The organism is Sphaerisporangium sp. NPDC049003 (genome assembly GCF_043197795.1).
Classification (GTDB): Bacteria; Actinomycetota; Actinomycetes; order Streptosporangiales; family Streptosporangiaceae; genus Sphaerisporangium.
The window spans coordinates 197,485-209,273 of sequence record NZ_JBICTU010000001.1 but is presented as its reverse complement, the minus strand read 5'-3'; the positions used below and the strand labels follow the sequence as shown (position 1 = coordinate 209,273).

9 protein-coding genes and 1 pseudogene are annotated in these 11,789 nt (G+C 69.0%); 6 read left to right on the top strand and 4 right to left on the bottom strand.

Annotation, left to right across the window (positions count from 1 at the left end; genetic code table 11):
* Nucleotides 1-3: 3 nt before the first annotated feature.
* Nucleotides 4-360, bottom strand: coding sequence for a nucleotide pyrophosphohydrolase (locus tag ACGFIV_RS01160; protein ID WP_358558639.1), 357 nt, complete (start codon nucleotides 358-360; stop codon nucleotides 4-6).
* 156 nt (nucleotides 361-516) lie between these two features.
* On the opposite strand from ACGFIV_RS01160, the gene ACGFIV_RS01155 reads away from it, so the two are divergent.
* Nucleotides 517-1,215: an HNH endonuclease family protein gene (locus tag ACGFIV_RS01155; RefSeq protein WP_358558637.1), complete on the top strand. Its 699-nt coding sequence runs from the start codon at nucleotides 517-519 to the stop codon at nucleotides 1,213-1,215.
* A 160-nt stretch (nucleotides 1,216-1,375) separates the two neighbouring features.
* Here the strand turns inward: ACGFIV_RS01155 and ACGFIV_RS01150 are convergent, their stop codons facing one another.
* Nucleotides 1,376-2,086 (bottom strand): haloacid dehalogenase-like hydrolase, encoded by a 711-nt coding sequence (locus ACGFIV_RS01150; protein WP_358558635.1) that lies wholly within the window; start codon nucleotides 2,084-2,086, stop codon nucleotides 1,376-1,378.
* Between the two features lie 116 nt (nucleotides 2,087-2,202).
* Complete coding sequence (locus ACGFIV_RS01145; protein ID WP_358558633.1) at nucleotides 2,203-2,511, bottom strand: hypothetical protein; 309 nt, start codon at nucleotides 2,509-2,511, stop codon at nucleotides 2,203-2,205.
* Between the two features lie 388 nt (nucleotides 2,512-2,899).
* Between ACGFIV_RS01145 and ACGFIV_RS01140 the strand changes: the two genes are divergently transcribed.
* The 3 genes from ACGFIV_RS01140 to ACGFIV_RS01130 all read left to right on the top strand — a co-directional run bounded on the left by ACGFIV_RS01140 (nucleotide 2,900) and on the right by ACGFIV_RS01130 (nucleotide 7,975).
* Nucleotides 2,900-5,128, top strand: a complete 2,229-nt coding sequence (locus tag ACGFIV_RS01140) for a molybdopterin-dependent oxidoreductase (RefSeq protein ID WP_392830879.1) — start codon at nucleotides 2,900-2,902, stop codon at nucleotides 5,126-5,128.
* 261 nt (nucleotides 5,129-5,389) lie between these two features.
* On the top strand, nucleotides 5,390-6,745 hold the full coding sequence (locus tag ACGFIV_RS01135; RefSeq protein WP_358552052.1) for a glutamine synthetase family protein: 1,356 nt from the start codon (nucleotides 5,390-5,392) through the stop codon (nucleotides 6,743-6,745).
* A 126-nt stretch (nucleotides 6,746-6,871) separates the two neighbouring features.
* Entirely contained in the window at nucleotides 6,872-7,975 is a 1,104-nt protein-coding gene (locus ACGFIV_RS01130; protein ID WP_358552054.1) for an acyltransferase, read from the top strand.
* On the opposite strand, the gene ACGFIV_RS01125 is transcribed toward ACGFIV_RS01130, so the two are convergent.
* Nucleotides 7,954-8,691, bottom strand: a complete 738-nt coding sequence (locus ACGFIV_RS01125) for a polysaccharide deacetylase family protein (protein ID WP_358552056.1) — start codon at nucleotides 8,689-8,691, stop codon at nucleotides 7,954-7,956. The two genes, ACGFIV_RS01130 and ACGFIV_RS01125, sit on opposite strands and share 22 nt — an antisense overlap.
* Nucleotides 8,692-9,117: 426 nt before the next feature.
* On the opposite strand from ACGFIV_RS01125, the gene ACGFIV_RS01120 reads away from it, so the two are divergent.
* Together ACGFIV_RS01120 and ACGFIV_RS01115 are read left to right on the top strand one after the other, a co-directional pair.
* Nucleotides 9,118-10,815 carry an ABC transporter substrate-binding protein gene (locus ACGFIV_RS01120; RefSeq protein ID WP_358552058.1) on the top strand — a complete coding sequence of 566 codons (1,698 nt, stop codon included), beginning with the start codon at nucleotides 9,118-9,120 and terminating at the stop codon, nucleotides 10,813-10,815.
* A pseudogene (locus ACGFIV_RS01115) lies at nucleotides 10,748-11,779 on the top strand (ABC transporter permease); the annotation flags it as partial. The gene ACGFIV_RS01120 and the pseudogene ACGFIV_RS01115, both read left to right, overlap by 68 nt.
* Nucleotides 11,780-11,789 lie beyond the last annotated feature (10 nt).

Below are 11,789 nucleotides of genomic sequence, written 5' to 3'. Positions count from 1 at the left end.
CCGTCATGAAGGCAGTGGGGGTGCCTTGCGGGCGGAGCCTCGGTAGAGGTCGGGATCGTAGCGGCGTTCGTTCTCATCCAGCTTGGCGTGGGCGGTCTCCACCAGATCGACGTGCAGCACGTCGGCGAGCCGCACGAGGTAGTTCGTCACGTCGCCGAGCTCCGAACGCACCCGGGCGAGTGTCTGCTCGTCGAGGTTCGCCGCCTCGGCGGGCGTCAGCCACTGGAACTCGGCGACCAGCTCCCCGACCTCGCCCGCCAGAGCCATCGCCAGGTTCTTCGGCGTGTGGAACTGCTCCCAGTCGCGCTCCCGCGCGAACTCACCCAACCGGGCCGCCAGCCGCTCCACCTTGTCCGTCACGCCTCACGACCTTACCCGGGTACGATCGCCAGGCCCTGGCATGTCCACCCCTGGCCGGCCCGGTGTCAATGAACAGATTTATGGGGATTGATAGACCGAGTTATACCCGTACATGCCCGGGAGGCGGCGCTGAGCACGCGCGGGACGGTTGCTGTGATGGCGGGGGCCATAATGATCGTCTCCCTCGCCGCCCGTGAGAACACCCACAGCCCTACGCAGGTCGTCGAGCGGGCGAGCCCGTTGCGCAACCCGGACGGGACGAAGCCGGGACTGGTGCCCATCACCTCCCATCCGGACCGGGCGATGGCCATCAAGCTGATCAAGAAGCTGCGCGTCAGGCCCCGAGGCTCCAAGCAGGGCTACACGCGCGCCCGGTTCGGCGAGAACTGGGCGGACACCGCCAAGGGCATCCCGTACGCCCGCAACGGGTGCCGTACCCGTGACGACCTGCTGGCGCGGGACGGCGAGCGTCTCAGATACCGCAGCGGATCGCACTGCGTCGTCGTCGCGATGACGCTGGAGGACCCGTACACGGGCAGGACCATCCGATGGCGCAAGCGCGACGCCGACCGGGTGCAGGTCGACCACGTGGTGCCGCTGTCGTACGAGTGGCAGATGGGCGCCTCGAAGTGGAAGAAGGCCAAACGCGTACGGATCGCCAATGACCCCCTCAACCTCATCCCGGTCTACGGCCCCGTCAACGAGGCCAAGGGCGGCGCGGGGCCCGCGTCCTGGCTCCCCCCGGTGCGCAGGATCCGCTGTGCGTACGTCGCCCGCTTCGCGCAGGTCGCGGTGAAGTACCACCTTCCGGTAACGAAGGCGGACAAGGCCTCGATGCTTGCCCAGTGCCGCTGATGGCGCGGCAATGACATGGATATGGCGATTTCTGCCATCAGGGCGCGCGCGGTCGCGAGTAATGATCAAAGTGAGGGGGATTTCCGGGCAGCGGTCCCGGGGCGCCGGGTTTCACGATCATTTGGGTCGATGATCAAATTACGCGGCCTGCGAAAAGGATCTAGGAATCGGTGGTCGCGAGGATCGCGCGGACCACTTCCTCCGTGTCGGAAAGATCGTCGAGGACGAGCTCCGCGCCGGCGTCGCGCAGCGTCTCGCGGTCGCTCGCCCCTGTCGCGACCGCCACGACACGGGCGCCGCCCAGGTGGCCGGCCCGTACGTCGTGGCGGGTGTCGCCGATCAGGACGGTGCTCGCCGCGCCGAACGCCTGACCGTACTTGCCGGTCGCCCGGCCCTGCGCCAGCCTTACGAGCTCGGGGCGCTCCTCATGGTCCATGCCGTAGGCACCGACCTCGAAGTCCATGAAACGGTCGAGATCGAGGGCGGCGAGCTTGCCGATCGCGATCGGCTCCATGTTTCCCGTGAGCACCGACTGGACCACGTCGTCACGGCGGGACAGTGCTTCGAGCGCCTCCCGCGCGCCGGGCAGGACCCGGCCGTGCTCCCTGACGGCCGCCTCGTAGGCCGTGAACGCCTCCGCCAGCGCCGCGCCGAAGGAGTCGAGCAGGTCGTCGGACGCCTCGATGCCGTGCATGCGCAACGTCTCCACGGTGATCGCCCAGTCGGTGCGGCCGGCCATGTCGGCGACATGCTCCAGGGGCCGCCTGACGATCACTTCGAAGGCGTCGGCATACGCTTGGCGACCCGCGCCGGCGGCGTTGATGAGGGTGTGGTCGATATCCCACAGGACGAGGGTGCGCGGCAGGCTCACGGCCCGAGCATACGGAGCGGCTCCGGCCCCGGCTCTCGTCCCGCCACACCCTGTGGAAAACCGGACCGCGCCTCGCCCGGCTCCCCACCCGAGGCGTCGAGGCGCGTGTCGCGTGATCAGAGCCGAACCGGCTCGCGGCGGTGCTGCGGTTCCATCGCGGCCTGGCCGGAATGCGAGGCCTCCTGCGCGGGGGCTCCCTGCGCCGGGGCTCCCTGCCTCGGGGCGGCGCCCGACATCTGGCGTACCGCGTCCTCCAGTTCCTCGGCGGTCTCGGCCTCCGCGAGCCGCGCGCCGGCCGGAGCGGCCGTACGCGGCATGGCCCAGAACCGCCGGGTGTGCTGGCCGTACCAGACCGTCCATCCGGGCAGCCGCGCCGCCAGCTCCCGCGCTGCGGCCTTTCCCTCGGTGACCTCGTTCGTCGTCATCACGACCTTCTTCCCATGCTCTCAAAACCCGTTCTCATCTGCCCGGACGGCTGCTCACGGCCCCGGCATGCCAGGAGCGGCGAGCGCCGTTCGACGGGCGCCTGTCTTCCCTTTCGGACGGTGGATCGGTCAGTTCGAACCAGACCGCACTGCCCTCAATATCGCGATAGAAACCCCCAGCCTCCAACGGTACGGGACGAAAGCCATATTTGGTCATGAAAACGTTCCCCGATGAGGGACGAAGCCGTTTATTGATCTTGATAAGCCATTTCTGGCCCATGCCGCACCCAAGACCCGTATCAACCCCCTAGGAGCCTAATTCCTGGGGTTCCCCTTGTCTCCGGCGGCCGCGCATGATGATTCCATTCGACGATCTACAGGAGTGCCGATGAGAACCGTGCACCGGACCTGTCCCCTCTGCGACGCCGTCTGCGGCCTGCGGCTCACACTCGACGACACCGGGCACGTCACCTCGGTCAAGGGCGACCCGGACGATCCCTTCTCCAAGGGCTTCATCTGCCCCAAGGGGGCCAGCCTCGGCCGCCTCGACGAGGACCCCGACCGGCTCCGCACCCCGCTGGTGCGCAGGGACGGCGAATGGCACGAGGCCACCTGGGACGAGGCGTTCCAGGAGGTCGAGCGGGGCCTCAAGAACGTCATCGACACCTACGGACGCGATGCCGTGGCCGCCTACTTCGGCAACCCGACCTTCCACACCATGGCCGGCTTCATGTACCGGATGCCGCTCAGCCAGTCGCTCGGCACCCGCAACATCTACTCCGCCGGCACCATCGACCAGATGCCGAAGCACGTCTCCTGCGGCTATATGTTCGGCAACGCGATGGCCTTCCCGGTGCCCGACCTGGACCGCACGGACTACCTGCTGGTGCTCGGCGCCAACCCCGCGGAGTCCAACGGCTCGCTGTGCGCGGCCCCCGACTTCCCCGGCCGGCTCAAGGCGCTGCGCAAGCGCGGCGGCAAGCTCGTGGTCGTCGACCCGCGCCGCACCCGTACCGCCGACCTCGCCGACGAGCACCTGTTCGTACGGCCCGGCACCGACGCCTTCCTGCTGTTCGGCATCGTCCAGACCCTCCTCGCGGAGAATCTCACCTCCATCGACCTTGAGGTGGAAGGGCTGGAGGACCTCCGGCGGCTGGCGCAGGACTTCACCCCGCAGATCGTGTCACCGGTGTGCGGCGTGCCGGTCGAGACGATCGTACGGCTGGCGCGGGAACTGGCGGCGGCCCCGACGGCCGCCGTGTACTCCCGCATCGGCGCCAGCACCGTCGAGTTCGGCACCGCGGCGCAGTGGCTCGTTGACACGATCAACATCCTGACCGGGAACCTCGACCGGCCCGGCGGGGTCATGTTCACCAAGACCGCCACCGTCGACCTCTTCCGCCCGTCCGAGCCCTACAGCACCGGGCACTTCCACAGCCGCGTGCGGGAGCTGCCGGAGTCGAACGGGGAACTGCCGGTGGCCACCCTCGCCGACGAGATCGAGACGCCGGGGGAGGGGCAGGTCAGGGCCCTTGTGTCGATAGCCGGCAACCTGGTGCTGTCGGCGCCAGGCGGTCCCCGGCTGGAGCGGGCCCTTGAGAGCCTGGACTTCATGGTCTGCGTGGACCCCTACCTCAACGAGACCACCCGGCACGCGAACGTCATCCTGCCGCCGCCGCGCATCCTGCAGATGCCGCACTACGACTTCCTGCTGCTGACGGTGACGGTGCGCAACTACACCAGGTTCTCCCCGGCGATCCTGCCGCTGCAGCCCGGCCAGCTGTCGGAGGCCGAGATCATGGCGCGGCTGACGTTGATCGCCTCAGGGCAGGGAGCGGACGCCGACCCGGCCGGGCTGGACGAGTTCATCGTCGGCCAGCTGCTCGCCGGTGCCACGCAGGCCCCCGGCTCGCCGTACGAGGGCATGGACGTGGCCGAGCTGCGCGCCACGCTGCAGGGCGACAGCGGACCCGAGCTGATGCTGGACACCATGCTCAGGATGGGCGGCTACGGCCTGTCGCTGGCCGACCTGCTGGCGAACCCGCACGGCATCGACCTCGGCCCGCTTCAGCCCCGGCTGGCGGAGGTGCTGACCACGGCCTCGGGCCGGGTGGAGCTGGCCCCGCCGAGGCTGGCCGAGGAGGCGGCCCGACTGCGCGACCGCCTGGCCGTACCGCCGCCGGAGACCCTGCTGATCGGGCGGCGCCAGCTGCGTTCCCTCAACAGCTGGCTGCACAACGTGCCGACGCTGACCGGCGGCAGCAACCGGTGCACCCTGCACATCCACCCGGACGACGTGACGCGGCTCGGGCTCGGCGAGCAGGTCCTCGTACGCTCGGCCAGCGGGGAGCTCGTCGTGCCCGTCGAACCCAACGACGGGATCATGCCGGGTGTGGTGAGCCTGCCCCACGGATGGGGACACGCCGGGACCCGTCAGCGGAACGCGTCGGAACACGCGGGCGTGAACGCGAACACGCTGACCGACGAGTCGGTGATCGACGTGCCCTCCGGAAACGCGGTGTTCAACGGCGTCCCGGTCACGCTCATCCCCATCGGGTTCGAAAGCGACGAGCTGGACCTGACACAGCTTCGCGTCCCCTCCTCCGCGCCCGCCTAGCGGGTCCGTAGAGGACGCCTCCTCGCGCGGCCGTCCTGACCACCTTCATGGCCGTCAGGACGGCGTCGCCGACGACATCAGCCGGTTGGCCGGGAACGCTCGCGCCGGCATGGAGAATGACGTTGCGACAGCGCGTGTGACCAAGCGTGACGATCGCGGCGTCCAGCCCACACTGCTCAGCCGTACCGGCGACCGTGGCCGTGAGACGACCGGATCCTCGTGTCGATGGCGCCGCACCGGACGAAGGCAGGGGAGCGGGACATGGACCAGCCGGAACGTGAGCGACGCGCGGCCCTGGCCCGGAAGGCGACCGAGGACCTGGCAGCCGGGGACGTGACCGCGGTCGCCGTCACCTGGGTGGACACCAGCGGCGTCACCAGGGTCAAGGCGGTGCCCCTCGCGCGGCTGGAACACGCGGCGGCCTGGGGCATCGGCGCCTCACCGGTGTTCGACGCATTCCTGCTCGACGACTCCATCATGAGCGGCCGGTTCGCCGGCGGGCCCGTCGGCGACCTGCGCCTGCATCCGGACCTCGACCGCCTCGCCGTGCTGACCGCCCTTCCCGGCTGGGCGTGGGCGCCCGCGGACCGGTACGACCAGGACGGCGTGCCGCATCCCCTGGACGCCCGCCACCTGGCCCGCCGCGAGACCGATCGGCTGGCCGCCTGCGGCTTCTCCGTCCGGGCGTCGTTCGAGGTGGAGTGGGCGGCCTCCATCGGTGCGGGCGATGACTTCGTCCCCGCCTGCACCGGCCCCGCGTACGGCATGACGCGGCTCACCGAACGGTCCGGTTACCTGCGTGAGGTGGTCGACGCGCTGTCGGAGGCGGGCGTCGCGGTGGAGCAGATTCACCCCGAGTACGCCGCGGGGCAGTACGAGGTCTCGGTCGCGGCCGAGGGCCCGGTCGGTGCCGCCGACACCACGGTCCTCGTCCGCGAGACGATCCGCGCGGTCAGCCTGAACCACGGCCTGCGCGCGACCTTCTCCCCCAAGGTGCTCGCGGGCGGAGTCGGCAACGGGGCGCACGTCCACCTGAGCCTGTGGCGCGACGGCGTGAACCTCATGGCCGGCGGCGAGGGCCGGTACGGCCTCACCGCCGAGGGCGAGGCGTTCTGCGCCGGCATCCTGTCGCGGCTACCGGCCCTGCTGGCGGTGGGCGCCCCGTCCGTCGCGAGCTACCTGCGGCTCATCCCTTCCCGCTGGGCCGGCGCGTTCGCCTGCTGGGGGCTGGAGAACCGAGAGGCGGCGTTGCGGTTCGTCACCGGATCGGCCGGCGAACGGTCGCGGGCGGCCAACCTGGAGGTCAAGTGCTTCGACGCGGCGGCCAACCCGTATCTCGCGATGGCCGTGCTCCTCGCCGCGGGCCGGGCCGGTCTCGCCGGCGGCGGCACGCTCCCCGAGCCCGTCGAGGTCGATCCGCTGTCCTTGGGCACCGTCACGCCGCTGCCGTCCTCCCTCGGGGCGGCACTTGAGGCGTTCGAGTCCGACGCCGTGCTGAAGGAGGCGCTGGGCGAGGCCATGATCGACACGATCGCCCTCGTACGCCGGGGCGAGATAGCGCTCTTCGACGGAGCGGACCCCGACGAGATCGCCGCGCGTACCCGCTGGAAGCACTGACACCGGTGGTCCTCGGGGGCCCGCCTTGACGAGCGGGCGGCCGGGCCGGAGGCCGCCGGAGTCGGTGCTTCTGGCCCGCACTCGTTCGATGGGTTCTTAGCGATCTTTGTAGATATATTCCTGCATATGCTCGTTGCGGCCCCCCGCACTTCCGATTCTCCGGTCATCCTTCGTGACCCGTCTCGGCTGCGCGTTCTCGACCTGTTACGGTTCTGCGCGGCGCTCGCGGTGGTGCTCTTCCACTACGGTGACACGCGGGCATGGGGCACCCCGAACGCGTTCCCCGCCCTGAGCGCGGTGACCATGTTCGGCGTGTACGGCGTCCGCCTGTTCTTCATGATCAGCGGATTCGTCATCCTGATGAGCGCGTGGGGGAGGAGCCCCGGCCAGTTCGTCTCGTCGCGGATCGCCCGGCTCTACCCCGCCTACTGGGCCAGCGTGATCGCTCTGGGAGGCCTGGCGGTCGCGGGTCTCGTCACCGACCACCGGCCCACCCTGAGCGAGCTGCTCGCCAACCTCACCATGCTGCAGCACGGCCTGAGGGTCCGTGACCTGGAGATCGTGTACTGGACGCTCTGGCAGGAGCTGGTCTTCTACGCGCTCATCGCGGTGTTCGCCGCGGTCGGCATCACCTACCGCCGCTGCCTGGCCTTCCTCGGGGGCTGGCTGCTGCTCCTCGCCATCGCCGAGCGTGTGAACGCCGACCTGCTCCAGGCGTTCCTCATCCCGTTCAGCGCGCCATACTTCATCGCAGGCATGGCCCTGTACCTGATGCACCGCTTCGGGGGGTCGCTGTACCCCTGGCTGTTCGTGGGGGCCGGATGGGCGATCGCCCTCGTTCAGGTGCTGGGGGAGAACCCTCCGGCCGTCAAGCGTTTCGGCATGGCCCTGGGATCCGCCCTCGTGGTCGGAGTGATCTCCCTCATCTTCCTGATCATGATCCTGGTGGCCCAGGGGAGGCTGGACGGCATCGACTGGCGCTGGCTGTCCTGGCTCGGCGTGCTGACCTACCCGCTCTACCTGTTCCATCACCACGTCGGGTTCCTGCTCATCGACAAGCTCCACACCCCGCTGGGGAACTGGGTCACGCTGCCGCTGGTCGTCGCGGCCGCGCTCGCCGTCGCGTACGGCGTGAACCGGCTGGTGGAGGTGCCCCTGCAACCGAGGCTGAGGGCCGCACTCGACCGCTCGCTCCACGCCGGCGACGGCTACTTCGAGCGCGGAGGGTAGATCTCGCCGCCACGCAGTTCCCGGCCCTGGAGCAGGGTCGTCACCGTGACGAAGCGGTAGTGCTGCTTCTCCAGCGTCTTCAGTACGGCCGGGATGGCCTTGACGGTCTCCGGGACGATGTCGTGCAGCAGGATGACACCGTCGCGCTTGGCCAGCTTGAGCGTCCGCTTGGTGATGACGGCGGTGTCGCGGGCCTGCCAGTCGAGGGTGGACCCGGTCCACAGGATCTGCGGAAGCGCGAGCTCGGCCATCAGCTGGGTGACCCGCTCGTCGGTGGCGCCGTTCGGCGGGCGCATCATCGTCGGCGCCCTGCCGATGGTCTGGTCGATGACGTCCGAGGTCCTCGTCATCTCGTCGAGGATCTCCTCGTCGGACAGCTCGGTCAGCGACGGGTGGTCCCAGGTGTGGTTGCCGATCTCGTGCCCCTCGTCCACGATCCGCTGGGTCAGCTCGGGCCGGGTCTCGACCTTCCTGCCGAGAAGGAAGAAGGTGGCCTTGGCCTTGTGCTTCTTCAGCGTGTCGAGCAGCTCGGGGGTGTACGGCCACGGGCCGTCGTCGAAGGTGAGGGCGATGCACTTGTAGCGGGCGCAGTACGGCTTGGCCGCCTTCTTCACCTTTCCGGCAGCCGGGGTCGCATCAGCCTGCTGCGTCTTCGTCGCCTCGGCGGCCGCCGAGGTCGGAGCGGCCTTCTCGGTCTTCTTCGCCTCGGCGGCCACCGGGACACCGAGGACACCGACCGCACAGACACTGGCAACGATGATTCTGACTTTCCGCCACATGTCGCCGAATCTTAGTAAAGCCTCACGCCTACGGCGATCTAGACCGCCCAGTCTCGCGGTCGCACGGGCGGGCGGGCCGGAACCCACCGATTCGGCGTTGTGGGTGAGGATCGGTCTCTGAGGTAAAGAATACGCACCCGCGTGTAAGCGGAAAGTAATCAGGGCATTACTTTCCGTGCGAGTCGCATGGCTGAGCCTTTCTTGTCCGGCCGTTCGGCTCGCCCCAGACGAACGACATCACCAATCGCCGGAGCGGCGTCCACCGCGATGCGCTCCCGAACTTTCCCCATTGTCGCCGGGCGGTCGCCATTGCCGATCGCCCGTTTCTGAAGCATTCCCCCGATCAGTCGAACGAGGAGAATTGTGCGTTCGTACGAAGGAAGACTGAGCGCTGCCCTGGCCATCGCCCTCGCGTTGACGACTTCGGCGTGCGCCGACGGTGACCAGGCCGGTGGCGGATCCGACGCGGCGACGTACCGGAACGTGGTCGCCGACGTCGCAGGGCGCACGCCCGTCCAGACCATCCAGGTGCTCACCAGGACCGCGGCGGAGGATCCTCGCTGGTTCGAGCAGGCCCGCCTGATCGTGGAGTCCTGGCAGCGGGCCGGCATCCCCGCCGAACTACAGGCGGTACGCGGCGCCGAGGTGGGTCGCCGTGCGTTCATGAGCAAGGACTTCGACGCGACCCTGCTGGTCTATGCCCCGATGGCGGACCGGATCGACCCCGACAACATCCTGTCGAGGTTCACCTCTGCCCGTGCCGGGGTCTCCGGCTCCAACATTTCCGGTTATCGCAACGCCGCATATGACGCGCTCTATGACGCTCAGCAGGTCGCGACGAACGAAACCGACCGGGTCGCCGCCGTGAAGCGGGCGCAGAAGCTGTTGTACGAGCAGCAGCCGGTCCGGCCGTTCGCCTATCCCGTCGTGGCCGGGGCGTATCGGTCGGACCGCTGGGACGGCATCCGGCAGGCACTGGGCTACCCGGTCTTCAACATCTGGAACTCGATCGGCGCCACTCCGAAGACCGGCAAGCGCACCCTGGTGGTCGGGACGATCTCCGAGTCCCTGACCCTCAACCCGGTCGCGCTGGAGACACCCTCGGCGCAGTTACTCCTGTCACACATCTACGACAGCCTTGTACGAATCGGCCCGGAAGGTGAGTTGCGCGACTGGGCGGCCGAGTCGGTGAAGGTCGACGGCGCCCGAGTGACCGCGAAGCTGCGGCCCGGCATGCGGTTCAGCGACGGGCATCCGGTCACCGCCTCCGACGTGGCGTTCAGCGTCAGGTACCTGATCGACAAGAAGTCCCCGCTGTTCGCCCCGAAGCTGGCAGCCGTGCGGGACGTACGGGCCACCGGCGACTCGGTCGAGATCACCCTCACCAGGCCGTCGCAGAGCTTCGTGGCCACGGCGCTGTCCCAGGTGCCCATCTTGCCGGAGCACATCTGGAGGAAGGTGGCCCACCCGGAGAAATTCGTCAACGACAACCCCGTGGGGTCCGGGCCGTTCGTCTTCGCCGGCCGCAAACTCGGCGCGGAGATCCGGTTCACGGCGAACAAGCGGCACTTCTCGGCACCCAGGATCGACGGCCTGGTGATGATCGTGCTGGGCGGTTTCGACGCCGAGGTCGGCGGGCTCGCCCAGGGTGACCTTGACATGCTCGGGGACGTCCAGAACGTCGCCCAGCTCGCCTCGGTGCGCGGGAAGAGCGGGATCACGGTGCTGTCCGCCGAGAGCATCGGCTGGGCCGGACTGCACTACAACATGCGCAAGGAGCCGTTCGACGACCGCCACTTCCGGCGTGCCCTGTCCCTGCTCATCCCCGTGCGGGACATCATCGACGTGGTTTTCGACGGGCAGGGCGAGCCCGCCGGGTCGCCGATCGCCGCGTCGCTGACGAAGTGGCACGACGCGTCGCTCCAGCCGTTCCCCTACGACCTCCCGGCCGCGATGAAGGAGCTGCGGGAGGCGGGATACGTGTTCGATCGCCATGGCGTGCTCTACTACCCGGCCGCCCGCGAGGACAAGCGCCTCCGTGACAACGACCTGCCCTCCTGACCAGGTGAATCGCGTGCCGGCTCAGGTGATACGGAAGGGAGGCGCCATGACGCTGCTGCGATTTTCGATGAGACGTGTCGCGCGGATGGCGGCGACCATCGCGATCCTCGTGCCGTTGACCTTCTTGCTGTTCAGGGCCGTGCCGGGGGATCCCAGCGCGGCGGTGGTCGGGCCGGACCTCGACCCGTCCGTGGCCGCCATGCTCCGGGCGCGCTACGGCGTGGACCAGCCGGTCGGAGTGCAGTTCCTCCGGTACCTCAGCAACCTGGCGCGAGGTGACCTAGGCATCTCGTTCCACTACAAGCAGCCGGTCGGTGACATCCTGCTGAACAAGCTCTTCAACACCGCCGTCCTGGCCGTGCCCGCCATCGTGCTGGCCCTGGTGCTCGGGTCGGCCCTCGGCGCGTTCGCCGCGGCCACCGGCCGGCGACGCGGGCTCGTCGACGCGGTGCTGCGCAACGGAGCCTTCGTCGGAAGGGCCACGCCCATCTTCTGGACGGCGACGCTCGCGCTGCTGCTGTTCAGCTACCACCTGAACTGGGTGCCGTCGATCGGGATGACCACACCTGGCAGGGGAGTCGCGGTCACCGGCCTGGGCGTCTTCGGCTCGCCGGACTTCTGGTGGCACCTCGCCCTTCCGCTCCTCATCATGACGCTCTACTTCATGCCTGAGCCGTTGCTGACCATGCGCACCTCGATGGCGGACGTGCTGCGCGAGGACTTCATCGCCCTCGGGCGAGCACAGGGCCTGTCCCCGGCGCGAATCGTCTACCGGCACGCGGCACGGAACGCGCTGCTGCCGGTGGTCACCCTGATGCCGGCGCTCACCGGCACCATCATCGGCGGTCAGGTGATCGTCGAGACCATCTTCTCCTGGCCAGGCATGGGGCGGGCGATCGTCGACGCCGTCAACAACTTCGACTACCCGATGATGCAAGGCGTCTTCCTGCTGACCGCCGTGATGGCCGTCGCCG

Coding starts and splice junctions, on each gene's coding strand:
- ACGFIV_RS01155 (WP_358558637.1), top strand. CDS start 517: ATGGCGGGGGCCATAATGATCGTCTCCCTCGCCGCCCGTGAGAACACC.
- ACGFIV_RS01145 (WP_358558633.1), bottom strand. CDS start 2,511: ATGACGACGAACGAGGTCACCGAGGGAAAGGCCGCAGCGCGGGAGCTG.
- ACGFIV_RS01140 (WP_392830879.1), top strand. CDS start 2,900: ATGAGAACCGTGCACCGGACCTGTCCCCTCTGCGACGCCGTCTGCGGC.
- ACGFIV_RS01135 (WP_358552052.1), top strand. CDS start 5,390: ATGGACCAGCCGGAACGTGAGCGACGCGCGGCCCTGGCCCGGAAGGCG.
- ACGFIV_RS01130 (WP_358552054.1), top strand. CDS start 6,872: ATGCTCGTTGCGGCCCCCCGCACTTCCGATTCTCCGGTCATCCTTCGT.